This is a genomic window from Starkeya sp. ORNL1 (assembly GCF_012971745.1).
Classification (GTDB): domain Bacteria; phylum Pseudomonadota; class Alphaproteobacteria; order Rhizobiales; family Xanthobacteraceae; genus Ancylobacter.
This window is the reverse complement of sequence record NZ_CP048834.1, coordinates 450,577-469,463: the sequence shown is the minus strand read 5'-3', so window position 1 is coordinate 469,463 and position 18,887 is coordinate 450,577. Positions and strand designations below refer to the sequence as shown.

At 66.0% G+C, this 18,887-nt stretch carries 16 protein-coding genes and 1 tRNA gene; 7 read left to right on the top strand and 10 right to left on the bottom strand.

The genetic code is table 11. From position 1 onward, the window contains the following. Positions 1 to 239: 239 nt before the first annotated feature. The 5 genes from lon to G3545_RS02205 form a co-directional block, all read right to left on the bottom strand. Entirely contained in the window at positions 240 to 2,684 is a 2,445-nt protein-coding gene (gene lon, locus G3545_RS02225) for an endopeptidase La (protein WP_170009443.1), read from the bottom strand. 267 nt (positions 2,685 to 2,951) lie between these two features. Next, entirely contained in the window at positions 2,952 to 4,223 is a 1,272-nt protein-coding gene (gene clpX / locus G3545_RS02220; RefSeq protein WP_170009441.1) for an ATP-dependent Clp protease ATP-binding subunit ClpX, read from the bottom strand. A gap of 376 nt (positions 4,224 to 4,599) precedes the next feature. Beyond that, the gene (locus G3545_RS02215) at positions 4,600 to 5,235 is read right to left on the bottom strand and encodes an ATP-dependent Clp protease proteolytic subunit (protein WP_170009439.1); all 636 of its coding nucleotides are present in this window, start codon (positions 5,233 to 5,235) and stop codon (positions 4,600 to 4,602) included. A 281-nt stretch (positions 5,236 to 5,516) separates the two neighbouring features. Then, positions 5,517 to 6,869 carry a trigger factor gene (tig, locus tag G3545_RS02210; protein WP_170009437.1) on the bottom strand — a complete coding sequence of 451 codons (1,353 nt, stop codon included), beginning with the start codon at positions 6,867 to 6,869 and terminating at the stop codon, positions 5,517 to 5,519. A gap of 121 nt (positions 6,870 to 6,990) precedes the next feature. Beyond that, positions 6,991 to 7,075, bottom strand: a tRNA-Leu gene (locus G3545_RS02205). Between the two features lie 222 nt (positions 7,076 to 7,297). On the opposite strand from G3545_RS02205, the gene G3545_RS02200 reads away from it, so the two are divergent. Further along, entirely contained in the window at positions 7,298 to 8,683 is a 1,386-nt protein-coding gene (locus G3545_RS02200; RefSeq protein WP_246702843.1) for a multicopper oxidase family protein, read from the top strand. Here G3545_RS02200 and G3545_RS02195 read toward each other — a convergent pair. Continuing rightward, positions 8,644 to 10,131 carry an NAD(P)H-hydrate dehydratase gene (locus G3545_RS02195; RefSeq protein WP_170009432.1) on the bottom strand — a complete coding sequence of 496 codons (1,488 nt, stop codon included), beginning with the start codon at positions 10,129 to 10,131 and terminating at the stop codon, positions 8,644 to 8,646. The genes G3545_RS02200 and G3545_RS02195 overlap by 40 nt on opposite strands. 292 nt (positions 10,132 to 10,423) lie before the next feature. Here G3545_RS02195 and G3545_RS02190 point away from each other — a divergent pair, with 292 nt between their 5' ends. Together G3545_RS02190 and glnA are read left to right on the top strand one after the other, a co-directional pair. Continuing rightward, the gene (locus tag G3545_RS02190; protein WP_170009430.1) at positions 10,424 to 10,762 is read left to right on the top strand and encodes a P-II family nitrogen regulator; all 339 of its coding nucleotides are present in this window, start codon (positions 10,424 to 10,426) and stop codon (positions 10,760 to 10,762) included. A gap of 82 nt (positions 10,763 to 10,844) precedes the next feature. Then, positions 10,845 to 12,254: a type I glutamate--ammonia ligase gene (glnA, locus tag G3545_RS02185; RefSeq protein ID WP_170009428.1), complete on the top strand. Its 1,410-nt coding sequence runs from the start codon at positions 10,845 to 10,847 to the stop codon at positions 12,252 to 12,254. Between the two features lie 218 nt (positions 12,255 to 12,472). Here glnA and G3545_RS02180 read toward each other — a convergent pair whose 3' ends face one another. The 4 genes from G3545_RS02180 to G3545_RS02165 all read right to left on the bottom strand — a co-directional run bounded on the left by G3545_RS02180 (position 12,473) and on the right by G3545_RS02165 (position 15,346). Then, positions 12,473 to 13,663 (bottom strand): GGDEF domain-containing protein, encoded by a 1,191-nt coding sequence (locus G3545_RS02180; RefSeq protein WP_170009426.1) that lies wholly within the window; start codon positions 13,661 to 13,663, stop codon positions 12,473 to 12,475. A 161-nt stretch (positions 13,664 to 13,824) separates the two neighbouring features. Beyond that, a complete protein-coding gene (gene rpsI / locus G3545_RS02175) occupies positions 13,825 to 14,301 on the bottom strand; it encodes a 30S ribosomal protein S9 (protein ID WP_170009424.1) in 477 nt (158 codons plus the stop codon). A gap of 1 nt (position 14,302) precedes the next feature. Continuing rightward, positions 14,303 to 14,764 carry a 50S ribosomal protein L13 gene (gene rplM / locus G3545_RS02170; RefSeq protein ID WP_170009422.1) on the bottom strand — a complete coding sequence of 154 codons (462 nt, stop codon included), beginning with the start codon at positions 14,762 to 14,764 and terminating at the stop codon, positions 14,303 to 14,305. 162 nt (positions 14,765 to 14,926) lie between these two features. Then, positions 14,927 to 15,346, bottom strand: coding sequence for a PaaI family thioesterase (locus G3545_RS02165; protein ID WP_170009420.1), 420 nt, complete (start codon positions 15,344 to 15,346; stop codon positions 14,927 to 14,929). Positions 15,347 to 15,462: 116 nt separating this feature from the next. Between G3545_RS02165 and G3545_RS02160 the strand changes: the two genes are divergently transcribed. The 4 genes from G3545_RS02160 (at position 15,463) to G3545_RS02145 (ending at position 18,733) form a co-directional block, all read left to right on the top strand. Continuing rightward, positions 15,463 to 15,714: a cysteine rich repeat-containing protein gene (locus G3545_RS02160; RefSeq protein ID WP_246702655.1), complete on the top strand. Its 252-nt coding sequence runs from the start codon at positions 15,463 to 15,465 to the stop codon at positions 15,712 to 15,714. A gap of 211 nt (positions 15,715 to 15,925) precedes the next feature. Next, a complete protein-coding gene (locus G3545_RS02155) occupies positions 15,926 to 16,762 on the top strand; it encodes a hypothetical protein (RefSeq protein ID WP_170009418.1) in 837 nt (278 codons plus the stop codon). Next, complete coding sequence (locus tag G3545_RS02150; RefSeq protein WP_170009416.1) at positions 16,759 to 17,202, top strand: CoA-binding protein; 444 nt, start codon at positions 16,759 to 16,761, stop codon at positions 17,200 to 17,202. Before G3545_RS02155 ends, G3545_RS02150 begins: the two co-directional genes overlap by 4 nt. Before the next feature lie 235 nt (positions 17,203 to 17,437). Then, positions 17,438 to 18,733 carry an O-acetylhomoserine aminocarboxypropyltransferase gene (locus tag G3545_RS02145; RefSeq protein WP_170009414.1) on the top strand — a complete coding sequence of 432 codons (1,296 nt, stop codon included), beginning with the start codon at positions 17,438 to 17,440 and terminating at the stop codon, positions 18,731 to 18,733. The last annotated feature ends 154 nt before the right edge of the window (positions 18,734 to 18,887 follow it).

Here is an 18,887-nt window from a genome sequence, read left to right as displayed (position 1 = left end):
CTGGAAATTGGGCGGCAGCAACGGTGCGGCACCGGACGTTCCCCACCGGAAACAAAAATGCCCGGGCAAGGCCCGGGCATTTGCTGAAGACGGTCCGAAACGAGGCGCCTCAAGGCGCCCCAGAGCATGATGCCGAGAAGTGCGAAGCGGCTTTCGGACGACATCATGCTCCAGTTTTAGACTCGATCACACTTCATGCATTTGGATCGAGTTGATCCAAATGCATCGTGATCGAGGTCTCAGTGAGCGGCGATACCGGTCGGCTCGTCGAGGCCGATCACCGGCTCGACGTCCGGAGTCGCGACCCGCTTCTCGTCCTTCTCTTCCCACACGATGGGGTCGGGCTGGCGTATCAAAGCGTGACGCAGCACCTCGTCCATGCGCGAGACCGGCACGATCTCGAGGCCGTTCTTCACATTCTCCGGAATCTCCGCGAGGTCCTTCGCGTTCTCTTCCGGGATCAGCACCTTCTTCACGCCGGCGCGCAGCGCCGCCAGCAGCTTCTCCTTGAGGCCGCCGATCGGCAGCACCCGGCCGCGCAGCGTGATCTCGCCGGTCATGGCGATGTCGCGGCGGATCGGGATGCCGGTCAGCACCGAGGTCAGCACGGTCGCCATGGCGACGCCGGCGGACGGGCCGTCCTTCGGGGTGGCGCCTTCGGGCACGTGGACATGGATGTCGCGGCGCTCGAACAGCGGCGGCTCGATGCCGAAATCAATAGCGCGGGAGCGGACATAGGAGGCCGCCGCCGAGATCGATTCCTTCATCACGTCGCGCAGATTGCCGGTGACCGTCATCCTGCCCTTGCCGGGCATCATGACGCCTTCGATGGTCAGCAATTCGCCGCCCACCTCGGTCCAGGCAAGGCCGGTGACGACACCGACCTGATCCTCGCGCTCGACCTCGCCATACCGGAACTTCGGCACGCCGAGATACTCTTCCAGGGTCTTGCCGGTGACCTTCACCGTCTTCTTCTTGGAGAGCATCAGCTCCTTCACCGCCTTGCGGGCGAGGTTGGAGATTTCGCGCTCCAGGTTGCGCACGCCCGCCTCGCGGGTGTAGCGGCGGACCAGGGTCAGCAGCGCCTCGGCATCGATCGACCATTCCTTGACATCGAGGCCGTGCTTGGCCAGCGCGGCCGGGATCAGGTGCTTGCGCGCGATCTCGACCTTCTCGTCCTCGGTGTAGCCGGCGATACGGATCACCTCCATGCGGTCCAGCAGGGCCGGCGGGATGTTCAGCGTATTCGCCGTGGTCACGAACATCACGTTCGACAGGTCGTAATCGACCTCGAGGTAATGGTCGTTGAAGGTCGAGTTCTGCTCGGGATCAAGCACCTCGAGCAGGGCCGAGGACGGGTCGCCGCGGAAATCCGCGCCCATCTTGTCGATCTCGTCGAGCAGGAAGAGCGGGTTGGCCTTCTTCGCCTTGCGCATCGACTGGATGACCTTGCCGGGCATCGAGCCGATATAGGTGCGCCGGTGACCGCGGATCTCGGCCTCGTCACGCACGCCGCCGAGCGAGACGCGCACGAATTCGCGCCCCGTCGCCTTGGCGATGGACTTGCCCAGCGAGGTCTTGCCGACGCCGGGCGGCCCGACGAGGCATAGGATCGGGCCGGTCAGCTTGTTCTGGCGGCTCTGCACCGCGAGATACTCGACGATGCGCTCCTTGACCTTGTCGAGGCCATAGTGCTCGGCATCGAGAATGGCCTGCGCGAACGGCAGGTCCTTCTTGATCTTGCTCTTGTTGCCCCATGGGATCGACAGCAGCCAGTCGAGATAGTTGCGCACCACCGTCGCCTCGGCCGACATCGGAGACATCTGCCGCAGCTTCTTCAGCTCGTGGTTTGCCTTCTCGCGCGCTTCCTTGGTGAGCTTGGTGGTCTTGATGCGCTCTTCCAGCTCGGCAAGCTCGTCACGGCCTTCCTCGCCGTCGCCGAGCTCCTTCTGGATCGCCTTCATCTGCTCGTTCAGGTAGTACTCGCGCTGCGTCTTCTCCATCTGCCGCTTGACGCGGGTGCGGATGCGCTTCTCGACCTGGAGCACCGAGATCTCGCTCTCCATCAGCGCCAGCACCTTTTCGAGGCGCGTCGTGACCTTGAGGATCTCCAGCACCGCCTGCTTCTCGGGGATCTTCACCGCGAGATGCGAGGCCACGGTATCGGCCAGCTTCGAGTGGTCCTCGATCTGGGTGACGACGCCGACGACCTCGGGCGAAACCTTCTTGTTGAGCTTCACATAGCTCTCGAACTCGGTGACGACCGAGCGGGCGAGGGCTTCGGCCTCGACCTTGGCGCCACCGTCTTCCTCCAGCGCCACCGCCTCGGCCTCATAGAGGTCGGAGCGGTCGGTATATTTGGTGACGCGGGCGCGCGAAATGCCCTCGACCAGCACCTTCACGGTGCCGTCCGGCAGCTTCAGCAGTTGGAGCACGGAAGCGAGCGTGCCGATCTTGAAGATGGAATCGGTCGCCGGATCGTCGTCGGACGCGTTCTCCTGGGTCGCCAGCAGGATGAAGGTATCGTTGCGCATCACCTCTTCGAGGGCGCGGATAGACTTCTCGCGGCCGACGAACAGCGGCACGATCATGTGAGGAAAGACGACGATGTCCCGCAAGGGCAGCACCGGGAAGGTCTGCGGGACGCCGGGCTGGAGCGCGGTGCGAGGCTTCGGGCTCGTCATGGCTCAATCCTTTCTGTTGGCGGCTCGTTCGTCCCCGCGCGAAGCGCGCGAAGGAACGAACCGTGCCGCAAGGCGGCCGGGACGCGAACGGATATCGTTGTGCGGGAGCGGAGCGGACCGCGCAGGGCGCGTCGATCCGGGGCACGTCGATCCGGTCGGGGACCGGGTTTGTTGTAGCTCAGATGGCGAGCCGCTACGACACCGTCAAGATGCCCGGCCACCGTCGCGGCCGGGCAAAATTGCCCGGCCAAGGGTGCTGGTGCGCCCTCAGGCACTCGCGCCCGCATCGCCAGCCGCAGCACGGTCCGCATAGATGTAAAGCGGGCGTGCGTTCTGCTCGACGACCTCCTTGGAGATGACCACCTCCTCGACCCCTTCCAGGCCGGGCAGATCGAACATCGTATCGAGAAGTATGCCCTCCATGATCGAGCGCAGGCCGCGCGCGCCGGTTTTGCGCTCGATGGCCTTGCGGGCGATGGCGCCCAGCGCTTCCTCGTGGATGGTGAGGTCCACATTCTCCATCTCGAACAGCCGCTGGTACTGTTTCACCAACGCGTTCTTGGGCTCGGAGAGAATCTTCTTCAGCGCCGCCTCGTCGAGATCCTCGAGCGTGGCGATGACCGGGAGACGACCGATGAATTCCGGGATCAGCCCGTACTTCAAGAGGTCCTCCGGCTCCACCTCGCGGAACACCTCGCCCGGACGGCGGTCTTCGGGGGCATGCACGACCGCGCCGAAGCCGATCGAGGTTCCCTTGCCGCGCGAGGAGATGATCTTGTCGAGGCCGGCGAAGGCGCCGCCGCAGATGAACAGGATGTTCGTGGTATCCACCTGCAGGAACTCCTGCTGGGGATGCTTGCGCCCACCCTGCGGCGGCACGGAAGCGACCGTGCCTTCCATGATCTTCAGGAGCGCCTGCTGCACCCCCTCGCCCGACACGTCGCGGGTGATGGAGGGGTTGTCGGACTTGCGACTGATCTTGTCGATCTCGTCGATATAGACGATGCCGCGCTGCGCCCGCTCGACATTGTAATCGGCCGACTGCAGCAGCTTCAGGATGATGTTCTCAACGTCCTCGCCGACATAGCCGGCCTCGGTGAGCGTCGTCGCGTCCGCCATGGTGAAGGGCACGTCGAGGATGCGGGCGAGCGTCTGCGCGAGCAGCGTCTTGCCCGAACCCGTCGGCCCGATCAGCAGGATATTGGACTTGGCGAGCTCAACGTCGCTGTGCTTCGTCGCGTGGTTCAACCGCTTGTAGTGGTTGTGCACCGCGACCGAGAGCACGCGCTTGGCATGGAACTGGCCGATCACGTAATCGTCCAGGACCTTGCAGATTTCCTTGGGCGTGGGGATGCCGTCCCGCGACTTCACCAGCGAGGACTTGTTCTCCTCGCGGATGATGTCCATGCACAGCTCGACGCATTCATCGCAGATGAAAACCGTAGGCCCCGCAATAAGCTTGCGGACCTCGTGCTGGCTTTTGCCGCAGAACGAGCAGTAAAGGGTGTTCTTGCTGTCGCCGCCGCCAACCTTGCTCATGCGTCTCTCCGTCTGCTCGACGGGTCGGGGCATCCGCCCGAACCGCCTCAGTTCCGAGGCCGCCGCGGGCCTCCTGACTGGGAGAGCGCGACGGACCGTCTGGGCCGTCAGGTGGAGCGACCTGGGGTCGAACCGTGCCAGCCTAGCCAAGCATGCTAGGAACGGCTCGATCAAGAAGGCATTAACGCCATCCCGTGCTTTTCACGAGGTCGCGTCACACCCTGTCAACACCCTGTCACACCTCCTGCCGAAGATTCACTCCTGAAGCCATGCAAGCGCGATACCGCACCGCACGCAAGTGCGCGCGACGAACCGCCGCCGCTTCACCATTCATATAGGGAGTGAGCGTGGCTTCGAAAACACGCCCACAATAGCGTCACGCCTTGCTCGCCGGCTCGTCCGACGGCCGCTTGTCAATGACGTTGTCGATCAATCCGAAGGACTTGGCTGCATCCGACGTCATGAAATTGTCGCGCTCCAGCGCGTCTTCCACGGCGTTGAGGGTCTGCCCTGTGTGCTTCACATAGATTTCATTGAGGCGCTTCTTCAGGCTCTCGACTTCCTTGGCGTGGATCAGGATGTCCGTCACCTGGCCCTGATAGCCGCCGGAAGGCTGATGCACCATGATTCGCGCGTTCGGCAGCGCGAAGCGCATGCCGGCCTCGCCGGCCGTGAGCAGCAGCGAGCCCATGGAAGCGGCCTGCCCGATGCACAGCGTCGAGACCGCCGGCTTGATGAACTGCATGGTGTCGTAGATCGCGAGCCCCGACGTCACCACCCCGCCCGGCGAGTTGATGTACATCGAGATCTCCTTCTTCGGGTTCTCCGCCTCGAGGAACAGCAGCTGCGCGACCATAAGGGTCGACATGTTGTCCTCGACCGGCCCGGTCAGGAAGATGATGCGCTCTTTCAACAGGCGCGAGTAGATGTCGTAGGAGCGCTCGCCCCGGTTGGTCTGTTCGACCACCATGGGGACGAGATAGTTCATGTAGGTGTCGATAGGGTCACGCATCTTCCGATCCTCAGCGGGCCGGGAAACCCCGGTTTCCGCGAATCCAATCCCGCCCCAACATAAGGGGAAAGTGCGCTCCCGCTAGGGTGGGGACCGAAAATCCCGTCCCACCCTGCCCTGCCTCAACCCTTCCGCACGCCGTCATCACGGCCGAAGCGAAGTGGAGAGCCGGGACCGCCCTCCGGTTAAACACAATCCCGGAGCAGCCTCGCGGCCGTCCGGGATGACACATTGGTCGCTGAGGGCCAAACCCTCGATATGGGTCGCGCCCTCGAGACGGCTCACGCCGCCTTGACGTCCTCGTCCTCGGCATAGAGCTCTTCGCGGGTCACCGGCTTCTCGGTGACCTTGGCAAGCTCCAGCAGGAAGTCGACCACCTTCTCCTCGAACAGCGGCGCGCGCAGCGTAGCAAGCGCCTGCGGGTTCTGGCGGTAATATTCCCACACCTGCTGTTCCTGGCCGGGGAACCGACGGGCGCGCTCGACGACGGCGCGCGTCACTTCGTCATCGCTGACCTGGATGCTGTTCTTGTCGCCGATCTCCGCGAGCACCAGGCCGAGGCGCACGCGGCGCTCGGCGATCTTGCGGTAGTCGTCGCGGGCGGCGGCTTCGGTGGTGCCTTCGTCCTCGAAGGTCTTCTTCTGGCCGTCCATCTCGGCGGTGACCGAATTCCAGATGCCGTCGAACTCCTGCTGGGCGAGGGTCGGCGGCACCTCGAACTGGTGCAGGCCGTCGAGCGCGTCGAGCAGGCGGCGCTTCACCTTGTTGCGGCTCTGCGTGTTGTGCTCCTGGGCGATGCGGCTCTTCACCTGCTCCTTGAGCTTCTCAAGGCTCTCCATGCCCAGGGTCTTGGCGAACTCGTCATCGACGGTCAGGGCGCCGGGCGCCTCGACCGACTTCGCGGTGACCTCGAAGGAGGCATTCTTGCCGGCGAGGTTGGCGGCCGCATAATTCACCGGGAAGGTGACATTGACGGTCTTGGTTTCGCCTTCGGCGACGCCGACCAGCTGGTCCTCGAAGCCGGGGATGAAGCTGTTGGAGCCGAGCACCACCTGGATGTCCTCGGCGCTGCCGCCTTCGAAGGGCTCGCCTTCCAGCGTGCCGACGAAGGAGACGGTGACGCGGTCGCCGGTCTCGGCGGCGCCGGTCTTCGCCGAATAGGGCCGGTTGGCGTCGGCGATCCGGGAGACCGCCTCGTCGACCTCGGCGTCGGTCACCGCGAGCACCGGCTTCTCGAGAGCGATCGACTTGAAGTCGCCGAGCGTGATCGCCGGCAGCACTTCGATATTGATGGTGTAGGAGAGGTCGGCCTTGCCGTCGATGACGTCCTTGACCGCATTCTCGTCCTGCGGCAGCTCGACCTTGGGCTGCATGGCGAGCTTGAAGCCGCGCTCCTCGACGATCTGGCCATTGGCCTCGTTGACCGCCTGGTCGATCACCTCGGCGAGCACCGACTTGCCATAGAGCCGCTTCAGGTGCGCCACCGGCACCTTGCCGGGCCGGAAGCCGTTGATGCGCACGCGGTCCTTCATCTCGGCCAGCCGGGCGTTGGCCTTGGCGTCGAGTTCGGCGGCGGGAAGCACCACGCGGAATTCGCGCTTCAGCCCATCGGCGGAGAGTTCGGTGACCTGCATCGGTATCGGCCTTCGTCTTGTCGCCGTGCGGCGGCTTTATTGTCGGTCGGGAATCGGCGGCTTACACCTGATTCCCGGGGATTGCGTCGTTCAAGCGGGAGGCAACCGTGCGCTGGAGTTCTGGTGCGGGCGGAGGGGCTCGAACCCCCACGACTTTCGTCACGGGAACCTAAATCCCGCGCGTCTACCAGTTCCGCCACGCCCGCGAACGCACCTTTTTGCCGAGGAAACTCCTCGAACCATAGGCGCGCGCACTCATTCCGGGTGCCGCCAGCCGGGTGCGGGCTTATAGCACGGCCTTGCCGCAGCGCCAGTGGAAAGTGAGCCGTCGCCCGAGGGGTTGGGGAGAACCGCTTGCCTCCGCTAACCACACCGCAAGCCCCGCCTTGCGCCCGCCATTCTCGCGCCGGAAAATCCCTGCCGTGACAATGCGTATGGACGATTTCCACCACACCACCCGCCGCAGCCTGATCATGGCCGCCGGCCGCAGCCTCGGTGCGTCGCTCATCATCGGTGCGCTGCCGAAGCCACCTGCCCTCGCGCAGGACGCGTCGGCGGCTCTCGCCGCCCAGCTCGGCGAGGCCCATCTGCTCGGCCCCGCCGCGCCGGCAACGCCGCTTTTTACGTATGGCGGCTCCCTCCCCGGCCCGACCTTGCGGCAGAAGCTCGGCGACGATTTCGGCTTCCAGTTCCAGAACCGGCTCAGCGAGCCGACCGCCTTGAGCTTCGGCGGCTATCCGGTGCCGGCCAACATGCTCGGCGTGCCTGGGCTTTCCGGTCAAGCGGTGGCGCCGGGCGCCAATACCGATATCCGCTTCCCGCTGACCGAGGCCGGCACCTATCTCTATGCGCCGTTCGATGCCGGCCAGGCTGCGCGCGGGCTCGCCGGCGCGCTGGTGGTGGAAGACGCTACGCCGCCGGAGGCCGATCGCGATCTCGTCCTGGTGATCCAGGATTGGCGGCTCGCTCCGGACCAGCGCATCCATCTCACCGTCAATGGCTCGCCCGCCGCGAAGCTGGCCGCCCGCGCCGGCGAGCGGGTACGCCTGCGCATCGTCAATGCTACGCGCGGGCTGTTCCTGCCGTTGAAGCTCGATGACCATCCGTGCTGGATCATCTCCATAGACGGCCGCCCGGCCGAGCCCTTCCCGCCCTCGGAAGGCCGGCTGCTGATGGCTCCCGGCAGCCGCGTCGACGTGCTGGTCGACCTGGTGAAGCCGCCCGGCGCACAGCTCGCACTGGCGCTGGAAATGGCGGATGGCGAGGTGCCGCTGGCCGCCCTCGCCTACAGCGCTGAAGCCGCCTTGCGCACCACGCCGCTACCCGCGCCGCAGGCGCTGCCGATGGCGAACGCCGCGGCGCAGCCGAAGCTCGCCGGCGCGACCCGCCTGACCCTCGAATTCGGCGACGAGCCGGCACCGAATTTCCTGCCCGAGGCCCTGGCCAGCGTGGCAGCAGGCCGCACCTTGGTGGCGACCGTCACCAACCGCTCGGCCAGCACCGCTTCGGTGCACCTTTACGGCCATGCCGCCCGGCTGCTCGACACACTGGACGATGGCTGGAAGCCCTGGTGGCACGACACGGTCGGCGTCGCCTCCGGCAAGACCATCCGCCTCGCCTTCATTGCCCGCGCGCCCGGACGCTGGCCGCTGGTCGCCCGCCGCGGCGGCGACGGGGTTCCGCTGGCGCTCGGCTGGTTCGAGACCACGGGCCAGGCGACGCCGGGCCAAGCCATATCGGGCCAGTCGACGCCCGCGGATGCGGCGCCGGCGGATCAGCCGGCAATCCCCATGCCGCCAAAGAAGCCGCGATAGACCGGCCGCAAGGCCGCGATCAGATCGTCCGCCACCAGGCCGGGGCCGGCTTCGCGCGCCGCCTCGCCATGCAGCCACACCGCCGCGCACGCCGCCTCGAAGGCCGGCATGCCCTGCCCGAGCAGCCCGCCGCATATGCCGGAGAGCACGTCGCCGGCTCCGGCGGTGGCAAGCCAGGGCGGCGCGTTTGAAGAGATCGCAGCACGCCCGTCCGGCGCCGCAATCACCGTATCCGGCCCCTTCAGCACAATCACCGCGCCGAGCAGTGCCGCAGCCGCGCGGGCGCGCTCCATCTTGGAGGAGTTCTCCATGATGTCCTTGTGGCCGGAGAACAGCCGCGCGAACTCGCCCTCATGCGGCGTCGCGATCGCCGCCGGCGAGCCGGCAAGCCGCGCGGCCAGCGCTTCCGGCTCGCCGGCGAAGGAGGACAGCGCATCGGCATCGACCACCAGCCGGCGGCCCGCGGCCACGGCCAGCTTGTCGCGCGTTGCCGGCCCGAGCCCGGCCCCCGGCCCGATGATGATGGTGGAGAGTCGCTTGTCGGCGAGCAGATCCGCCAGCGCCGCCGCATCGTCCACCGGCCGCACCATCACTGCCGAGAGATTCGCCGCGTGGATGGCGAGCGCATTCGCCGGGCAGGCAACGGTGACCAGCCCTGCCCCGGCGCGCAGCGCGCTCGCCGCCGCCAGCCGGCTGGCCCCGGTGGCGTAAGCCGGCCCGCTCACCGTCACCACATGGCCGCGGTCATATTTATGCCCGTCGATGCGCGGGATCGGAAAATGCGCCTGCCACAGCGCCGGCACGTTGGAGAAGGCGCGCGGCGCGATCTCGCCGAGCACGCCATCGGCGATGCCGATATCGGCAAGCCGCACCTTGCCGCAGTGGACCCGCCCCGGCAGCAGCAGATGGCCGGGCTTCAGGCGGAAGAAGCTGACGGTCTCGTCCGCGCGCACCGCGGCGCCGCGCACCACACCACTCGCCCCGTCTATACCGGACGGCAGGTCGACCGCGATGACCGGCCTGCCCGCCTCATTGATCGCCTCCACCGCGCTGCGCGCCGCGCCGTCGAGATCGCGGGCGAGGCCGGCGCCGAACAGCGCGTCGATGACGAGGTCGCAGGCCGCGAGATCGAGCGCCTCCACCGGGAGCGCGTCGCCGCGCCACAGCCCGGCCATGGCCGCCGCGTCACCGTGCAGGGCATCGCGCGGACCGAGCAGGCCGAGGGCTACCTTGTAGCCGCGCTGCGCCAGCACCCGCGCCGCGACGAAGCCGTCGCCGCCATTATTGCCGGGCCCGCACAGGATCGCGATGCGGGTGCCGAGCGGGCGCCGTGCCGCGGCGTCCGCCACCGCGATGCCGGCGCGCTCCATCAGCGTGGTGCCCGGCGTCCCGGCCGCGATGGTCAGGGCGTCGGCCCGGCTCATTTCCTGCGGCGTCAGCAGTTCCAAGGCGCTCTCCAAAGTCTCATTTCCGGCCGACATGGCCGCGTCGCGTGCGTCTGCCTATTTTCCACGCGCTCATTGCCAATGCCGGGCGATATCGATTGCCTACTTATTAAACAATCCGCCTATTTTATTGGCATTCAAGGTTTAAGGTCGTTAGCCGGCACCTGTCTGATGCGATAAGCGGTTTGATTCCACGTCGTTTTTCGTTGCGGACTGGCTTGGCATGGGTTCTGCTTCAACGCGGCCCGGTTCGACCGGGCGTGGCGGAACGTCGAGTCGAGGGAGATGTGAGGAAATGAAGAAGATCGAGGCCATCATCAAACCCTTCAAGCTCGACGAGGTGAAGGAGGCACTGCAGGAGGTCGGACTGCAGGGTATCACTGTCACCGAAGCCAAGGGTTTCGGGCGCCAGAAGGGACATACCGAACTGTACCGCGGCGCGGAATACGTCGTGGATTTCCTGCCTAAGGTGAAGATCGAGGTCGTGGTCGGCGACGATACCGTCGAGACCGCCGTCGACGCCATCCGGCGCGCCGCCCAGACCGGGCGCATCGGCGACGGCAAGATCTTCATTTCGAACATCGAGGAAGCAATCCGCATTCGCACCGGGGAATCCGGGCTGGACGCCATCTGAGTGTAGCGGTCGGGGCCTTCCAACGGACCCCGGCCGGGATTATACGCTCAGCCACTGCGGTCATAAGAAAGGTACGATACCTATGACGACGGCCAAGGACGTAATGAAGCTGATCAAGGATCAGGACGTCAAATACGTCGACCTGCGCTTCACCGACCCCCGCGGCAAGTGGCAACACGTCACCTTCGACATCACGATGGTCGATGACGACTTCTTCGCCGAAGGCCAGGCCTTCGACGGCTCGTCGATCGCGGGCTGGAAGGCGATCAACGAGTCCGACATGCACCTGCAGCCGGACCTGGAGTCGGCGTGCATCGACCCGTTCTTCTCCGAGACCACGCTCTCGGTCGTCTGCGACATTCTCGAGCCCACCACCGGTGAGCCCTATAATCGCGACCCGCGCGGCATCGCCAAGAAGGCGATGGCCTATCTGCAGTCCACCGGCATCGGCGACACCGTCTATTTCGGCCCGGAAGCCGAGTTCTTCATCTTCGACGACGTCCGCTTCAAGGTCGACCCGTACAATACCGGCTTCAAGCTCGACTCCATCGAGCTGCCGAGCAATTTCGACACCGAGTATGAAGGCGGCAATCTCGGCCACCGCGTGAAGACCAAGGGCGGCTACTTCCCGGTCCCGCCGGTCGACAGCGCGCAGGACATGCGCGGCGAGATGCTCGCTTCCATGGCCAAGATGGGCGCCAGGGTCGAGAAGCACCACCATGAGGTGGCGTCCGCCCAGCACGAGCTCGGCCTGAAGTTCGGCCCGCTCGTCACCATGGCCGACCACCTGCAGATCTATAAGTACTGCATCCATCAGGTGGCCAACATCTATGGCAAGTCGGCGACCTTCATGCCGAAGCCGGTCTATGGCGACAACGGCTCGGGCATGCATGTGCACCAGTCGATCTGGAAGGGCGGCAAGCCGCTGTTTGCCGGCAACAAGTACGCCGACCTCAGCCAGGAATGCCTGTGGTACATTGGCGGCATCATCAAGCATGCCAAGTCGCTGAACGCCTTCACCAACCCGCTGACCAACTCCTACAAGCGTCTGGTCCCGGGCTATGAGGCGCCGGTGCTGCTCGCCTATTCGGCGCGCAACCGCTCGGCCTCGTGCCGCATCCCTTACACCACCTCGCCGAAGGCCAAGCGCGTCGAGGTCCGCTTTCCCGATCCGGGCGCGAACCCCTATCTCGCTTTCTCGGCGCTGTTCATGGCCGGCATTGACGGCATCCTGAACAAGATCGATCCGGGTCCGGCCATGGACAAGGATCTCTACGATCTGCCGCCGAAGGAGCTGAAGAAGATCCCGACGGTGTGCGGCTCGCTGCGCGAGGCGCTGTCCTCGCTCGACAAGGACCGCGAGTTCCTGAAGAAGGGCGGCGTGTTCGACGACGACTTCATCAACTCCTACATCGAGTTGAAGATGACCGAGGTGGCGCGCTTCGAGATGACGCCGCACCCGGTCGAGTTCGAGATGTACTACTCGGTCTGATCGCTGCGGCGCTCTGAACCGATCATCTTCAAGAGGCGCCTCCGGGCGCCTCTTTTGTTTTGTCGGCTATATTCCGAACTCCCCTCGTCCAGAAACCCCAGCCGCCCTCATCTCCGGCTTGACCCGGGGATCCAGCCTCGCTGCATGCGCCCGGTCAAAGTCTGGGTCCCCTGGTCAAGCCCGGGGATGAGGGGCCGATTGGGATTTATCCGCCAGTCTCAAACCACCGCGCGCAACACCGGCTGCGGTTCGGCCCGCGCGGTCTCGACGCGGTCGCGGCCCTGCGCCTTGGCGCGATAGAGCGCGGCGTCGGCCCGCGCCAGCATCGGGCTGATGCTCTCCAGCGCGGCATTGGCCGGCGCCAGCCCGACGGCGACGCCGATGCTCACCGTCCCGGCGACGCCGGCGAGATTGAGCGCAGCAGCCTCGGCGCGGAAGGCCGCGCGAATGCGCTCCGCGGCCTGGCAGGCAATGTCGAGCGGCGCACCCGGCATCAGCACGCCGAACTCCTCCCCGCCCATGCGCGCGACGATGTCGGTCGCGCGCACCTGGGCACGCAGTACCCGCGCGAACATGGCGAGCAGGTCGTCGCCGGCGGCATGGCCGTGACGGTCGTTCACTTCCTTGAAACGGTCGAGATCGAGCGCCAGCACCGCGAACGGCCGGCCCGGCTCGCAGCCCCCTGTAGCGCTGCCCATGAAGCCGCGCCGGTTCAGGAGGCCGGTCAGTTCGTCGATCATCGAGGCCTGCTTGTAGGCCAGTTCCCGCCGCTCGCGCACCAGGGCGACCATGGTGAACGCCATGACCACCAGGAAAGCCAGGCCAGCAAGGCCGTACCAGGCGAAGACCGGATCGGTGCGCAGGATGAAGCCGCTGCCGCTGTCGAGATCCAGGGTCTGCACCACGAGGATACGGCTCGCCAGCACCGCTACCTGCACCGCCAGCACGACGATGGCCATGGTGCGCGCGACGATGCCCTCATAGGCGCCACGCCGGAGCTCCCGGATGCAGGCCAACAGGATCACGATGAGCATGATCGATGCGAGCACGACGCGGTTGGTGGTGGAGCTCTGGAATAGCGGGAGCTGGCAAGCGGCGATCCAGGCGATCGGCGGGATGAAGACGACCGGGAGATGCAGCGGACGCCGGTCGAAGCGCCGGAATCCGGTCCACATCAACCCGCCGCCGAGGAAGGTGGCGGCATTGGCGAGTTCGATGGAGACGAAGTTCGGGATGTAGCCGCGCGCGGCGATGCCCGCCACGCTGACCCCGCTGAGCAGCAGCGCCGCGGCCCAATGGCTCAGCGCGCTCGAATCCGGTGTCGTGGCCCAGGTGAGCAACAGGATACCGGACGTCAGCATTGTGATGAAGACGACGAGCAGCCAGAGGGTCAAAGGATCGTAAGGCATGGCGCCCTGTCGGATCGCGGGAGGCGTGTATGTCCCGGCCCTCTATCGACCTCAGGGCGTGAAGGATTATTGAATCGAATAGTCGAAAATTCGAGGTATCCGGCTCCCTAAACGAAAAAGGCGGGCCAGGGGCCCGCCTTCCGTATCGGATGCACCGAGGATCAGCGCTTCGAGAACTGGAAGCTGCGGCGAGCCTTGGCCCGGCCGTACTTCTTGCGCTCGACCACGCGGCTGTCGCGGGTCAGGAAGCCGCCCTTCTTCAAGGGACCGCGCAGCTCCGGCTCATAATAGGTGAGCGCGCGGGAGATGCCGTGGCGCAGCGCGCCGGCCTGGCCGGAAAGGCCGCCGCCGGAGACGGTGCAGACCACGTCATACTGGCCACTGCGGGCCGCGGCCGCGAACGGCTGCTGGATGATCATGCGCAGCACCGGACGAGCGAAATACACCTCGAGGGTGCGCTCATTGACGGTGATCTTGCCGGTGCCGGGACGCACCCAAACGCGGGCGACAGCGTCCTTGCGCTTGCCGGTGGCATAGGCGCGGCCGAACTTGTCGAGCTTCTGGACGTGCTTCGGCGCTTCCGGAGCCTGCGGCTTCAGGGATTCGAGACCCCCGAGGGACTGGAGAACCTCGGCCATGTCAGTTCCTCGCATTCTTCGGGTTCAGGGCGGCGACATCGAGCGCGACGGGCTGCTGCGCCTCGTGCGGATGGGTCGGGCCCTTATAGACGCGCAGATTGCCCATCAGCTTGCGGCCGAGCGGGCCGCGGGCGAGCATGCGCTCAACCGCCTTCTCGACGACGCGCTCCGGGAAGCGACCGTCCAGCAGGAACTTCGCGGTGCGCTCCTTGATCCCGCCGGGGAAGCCGGTGTGGTGGTAATAGACCTTCTGGTCGCGCTTGCGACCGGTCAGGACCACCTTCTCGGCATTCACCACGACGACATTGTCGCCGCAATCGACATGCGGGGTATAGATGGGCTTGTGCTTGCCCTTGAGGCGGGTAGCGATGATCGTCGCGAGGCGGCCGACCACGAGGCCGGAAGCGTCGATCACCACCCACTTCTTCTCGATGTCGGCGGGCTTGGCCGAAAACGTCTTCATGGGATTGATCCGTGGGATTCAGGAACGTGCAGGCCGCAAACGAGCAACCCTTTCACTTGAGCGCGGCTTGTAACCGAGCAGCGATACAAAATCAATGTGCGAGTGGGCGAATTTCGCAATGAAAATCAGCGCCTTATCGTTTAGGTATTATATTGCCTCTCGCTAAGTGCCGCTCCCCGGGATGGAATAGGTCGCCACCGCGTGGGCGCAGAGCTCGTCCCCGCCATCGGCCCGCAGATCCACCTCGCACACCGCGAGCCGCTTGCCCAGTTTCAGCAGGCGGGCTTCTGCGAGGACGGCACCGGGCGCCGGCTTGCGCAGGAAATTGATGGAAAAGCTTGTGGTTACCGCCAGCGGCACCTCGCCGATGGCGGTGAGGATGGCGACATAGGCGGCAATGTCGGCAAGCCCCATCAGTGCCGGGCCGGACACCGTGCCGCCGGGCCGCAGATGCTGGTCGTCCGCCTCCAGCCGCACCAATGCCGCCCCCTCGCCCGCCGCCTCGACGCGATGCGCCTGTCCCGGGCCGAACGCCTGTGGAAACTCCGTGACGAGATAGGCCTGAAGTTCGTCCGCCGTCATGCGCGCTCCCCGTCCCGGTCTTGTCGGGCCTTCCGCTCCGCTGTAGCACTGATCGGCATCGACGCATCATCTCGACCTTCTGGTCTTATCGGGCAGGTCTTATCGGGGACGTCTCCATGCGCATGATCCACGCCATTCCGCTCGCTTTCTCCATTATGCTGCCGCTGCTCGGCACCGGCGCATTGGCCCAGCAGCAGCCACAGCAGCAGGAGAACGGGACCGCCGCCGAACGCATGGCCTGCACGGCGGACTACCAGAAATTCTGCGCTGGCGTGTCGCCAGGCGACGGACGGGCGCTCGCCTGCCTCTCCAAGCAGAAGGCCAAGCTTTCCCCCGCGTGCCGCGCCGTGATCGATAAGCGCAGCTAGGCGCATGCTCCGCAGGAGCTGAATGAGCTCCTGCGCTCGGAACACGCACCAACACCTTGAATCGAGGGCACTTTCATTTCGCTCGGATAATTTATCCGGACGGTGAGGCTCGATACTTCCGCACGGCGCCATGCCTGCCTATGTTGCACAGCGAAACCGGGTGGTTCATGCCGCCCGGAACTTTGCGATTCCGGGGTGGATAATGCGTCCAATGCGGTGGACCGTCGGCGTGCTCGGCACGATCGGCGTGGTTTGTTCGATGTGCGTGGCAGCCGGCGCGCAGGATCGGCCGCTGCGCCGCTACAAGCCGGCGATCATCAGCTACGACCTCAAGGGCGCGGACGATCCCGGCCTCGTCGCGCTGCTCGACCAGCTCCGCGCCGCCGCCACCGCGAAGAACGTCGCCGTCATCCGCGACGCCGCCGCTGCCGACCTCGCCATCATCACCCCGCCGATCGGCTTCCCGCCGGCAGGAGCGCAGAAGCCGCTGAAGCTGGAGCCCGCCATTGCCGGCCCCGAGCGGCTGGACAAGGCGGTGGGCCTGCTCGCCACCGGCGATGCGGAGCCGAACCGCAAGATGCTCGATGGCCTGATCCTGATGACGGTCTCGGATGCGCTGGGCAAGGGCTCGGTCAGCCGCTCGCGCCAGGTGCCCGGCGCCTTCTGCGCCCCGGCCGAGCCGCGCTTCGATCGTGGCCAGGTGCTCGCCATCGCCGAGGCCGCCGACGAGGTGCCGGACAACCTGGTCTTCCTCGCCGAGGAGACCCCCTTCCTCGAGCAGCCGGACCGTGCCGCCGCCACTGCCGCGACCTTGAAGCAGGGCGCCGTGGTGCCCTTCATCGAGGGGGCGGTCGAGGGCAAGGACGGCCAGCGCGACTGGTATGCCGTGGCGCTGCCGAACGGCAAGCGTGGCTTTGCCAAGGGCGACCGCACCTTGTCCTTCGAGGCGACGCGTTTGTGCTTCGCCAAATCCGGCAAGGGCGAAGAGGCGAAATGGTCGCTTTCCGCCGTGGTGGTGCCGACCCTGACAACGATAACGACCCGATGAACCACGACCACTATGACGACGCCTTCATCGTCGGCTGGCTGGAGCGGGTCCGTACCATCGCCGTGGTTGGGGCGAGTCCCAATCCGGCACGGCCGAGCCACGGCGTGGCGCGCTATCTCGCCGGCAGGGGCTACAAGGTGTTCGCGGTCAATCCCGGACAGGCCGGCCGCGACATTGCCGGACTGCCGACCTATGCCCGGCTCGCCGATATCCCCGAGCCGATCGACATGATCGATGTGTTCCGCGCCCCGATCTATCTGCCGGGGGTCGTTACTGAGGCGCTGGCCATGGCCCCCAGGCCGAAGCTGATCTGGGGCCAGCTCGGCGTGCGCGACGATTCGGCAGCCGCGACCGCGGAGGCCGCCGGTGTCGCCGTCATCATGGACCGCTGCCCGGCGATCGAGATTCCCCGGCTCGGGCTGAAGCCAATCGGCGCCTGAACCCATTTCACTCTTGAGGCGCGCCGCTGCATCAGTCGGCTCGCATTCATATTTGCACGGATAGCGTGCCGGCGGGCCTGACTGGAGACACCGCCGACGGCGGACAAATGACCGCGGCAACTAATTCCACGCACAAATCACGCGATTAATTTCTCTCACACAACGATATTGCGTTTTTTCCGGCCGGCGCGCGACACTGGCGCCGAGGGCCTGCGAAACGCCACAGGAGACGCCTATGACCGACAGCGCCGACGCCCATACCCCCGGCTTTGCCACGCTCGCCATCCATGCCGGCGCGCAGCCCGACCCGACCACCAAGGCCCGGGTGACACCGATCTACCAGACCACCTCCTTTGTGTTCGACGATGTCGACCATGCCGCGGCACTGTTCGGGCTGCAGGCGTTCGGCAATATCTACAGCCGCATCGGCAACCCGACCAATGGCGTGCTGGAGGAGCGCGTCGCCGCGCTGGAAGGCGGCACCGCGGCGCTCGCCGTCGGCTCCGGCCATGCCGCGCAGCTCATCACCTTCCAGACCCTGCTGGCACCGGGCGACGAATTCATTGCCGCGCGCACGCTCTATGGCGGCTCGATCAACCAGTTCAACCACGCCTTCAAGAGCTTCGGCTGGAATGTGGTGTGGGCCGATTCCGACGACATTGCCTCCTTCGAGCGCGCCGTCTCGCCGCGCACCAAGGCGATCTTCGTCGAATCGATCGCCAATCCGGGCGGCATCGTCACCGACATCGCCGCGATCTCGAAGGTGGCGAAGCGCGCCGGCGTGCCGCTTATCGTCGACAACACGCTGGCGACGCCCTACCTCATGCGCCCGATCGAGCACGGCGCTGACATCATCATCCATTCAGCGACCAAGTATCTTGGCGGCCACGGCAATTCCATCGGCGGCGTGATCGTCGATTGCGGCACCTTCAACTGGATGCGCGATGGCCGCTATCCGTTCCTGTCACAGCCGCGCCCCGAGTATCAGGGCGTCGTGCTTGGCGAGACCTTCGGCAATTTCGCCTTCGCCATTGCTGCCCGCGTGCTCGGACTGCGCGATCTCGGGCCGGCGCTCGCGCCCTTCAACGCCTTCCTGATTCTCACCGGCATCGAGACGCTGCCGCTGCGCATCCAGCGCCATTGCGACAATGCGCTGGCGGTTGCCGAATATCTGGCGGCGCATCCGAAAGTGGACTGGGTGAGCTATCCGGGCCTTGCCGGCGACCGGTACCACAACCTCGCCAAGCGCTATGCGCCGAAGGGCGCCGGCGGCGTCTTCACCTTTGGTCTGGCCGGCGGCTATGAGGCCGGCGTGGCGGTGGTGTCGAACGTCAAGCTGTTCTCCCACCTCGCTAATATCGGAGACACCCGCTCGCTGATCATCCACCCGGCCTCGACCACGCACCGCCAGCTTTCCGACGAGCAGAAGACGCTCGCCGGCGCCGGGCCGGACGTGGTGCGGCTCTCGGTCGGGCTGGAGGATGTGGCGGACATCATCGCCGACCTGGAGCAGGCGCTGGCAGCGGCGTAGCGCGCTTTCGACGCCATCACCATTTGTATCCTCGACATCGCTATCGACGTCATCCCGCCGGAGGCGAAACCGGAGAACCGGGATTGTGCGACGAGAGGCACCCAGTCCTGCCCACGATCCCGGATCGGCCTGCGGCCGTCCGGGATGACGGCCA

Coding starts and splice junctions, on each gene's coding strand:
- G3545_RS02180 (WP_170009426.1), bottom strand. CDS start 13,663: ATGCCTTACGATCCTTTGACCCTCTGGCTGCTCGTCGTCTTCATCACA.
- G3545_RS02150 (WP_170009416.1), top strand. CDS start 16,759: ATGAACCACGACCACTATGACGACGCCTTCATCGTCGGCTGGCTGGAG.
- G3545_RS02165 (WP_170009420.1), bottom strand. CDS start 15,346: ATGACGGCGGACGAACTTCAGGCCTATCTCGTCACGGAGTTTCCACAG.
- G3545_RS02155 (WP_170009418.1), top strand. CDS start 15,926: ATGCGGTGGACCGTCGGCGTGCTCGGCACGATCGGCGTGGTTTGTTCG.
- lon (WP_170009443.1), bottom strand. CDS start 2,684: ATGACGAGCCCGAAGCCTCGCACCGCGCTCCAGCCCGGCGTCCCGCAG.
- glnA (WP_170009428.1), top strand. CDS start 10,845: ATGACGACGGCCAAGGACGTAATGAAGCTGATCAAGGATCAGGACGTC.
- rpsI (WP_170009424.1), bottom strand. CDS start 14,301: ATGGCCGAGGTTCTCCAGTCCCTCGGGGGTCTCGAATCCCTGAAGCCG.
- G3545_RS02145 (WP_170009414.1), top strand. CDS start 17,438: ATGACCGACAGCGCCGACGCCCATACCCCCGGCTTTGCCACGCTCGCC.
- G3545_RS02200 (WP_246702843.1), top strand. CDS start 7,298: ATGCGTATGGACGATTTCCACCACACCACCCGCCGCAGCCTGATCATG.
- G3545_RS02190 (WP_170009430.1), top strand. CDS start 10,424: ATGAAGAAGATCGAGGCCATCATCAAACCCTTCAAGCTCGACGAGGTG.
- G3545_RS02160 (WP_246702655.1), top strand. CDS start 15,463: ATGCGCATGATCCACGCCATTCCGCTCGCTTTCTCCATTATGCTGCCG.
- G3545_RS02215 (WP_170009439.1), bottom strand. CDS start 5,235: ATGCGTGACCCTATCGACACCTACATGAACTATCTCGTCCCCATGGTG.
- tig (WP_170009437.1), bottom strand. CDS start 6,869: ATGCAGGTCACCGAACTCTCCGCCGATGGGCTGAAGCGCGAATTCCGC.
- rplM (WP_170009422.1), bottom strand. CDS start 14,764: ATGAAGACGTTTTCGGCCAAGCCCGCCGACATCGAGAAGAAGTGGGTG.
- clpX (WP_170009441.1), bottom strand. CDS start 4,223: ATGAGCAAGGTTGGCGGCGGCGACAGCAAGAACACCCTTTACTGCTCG.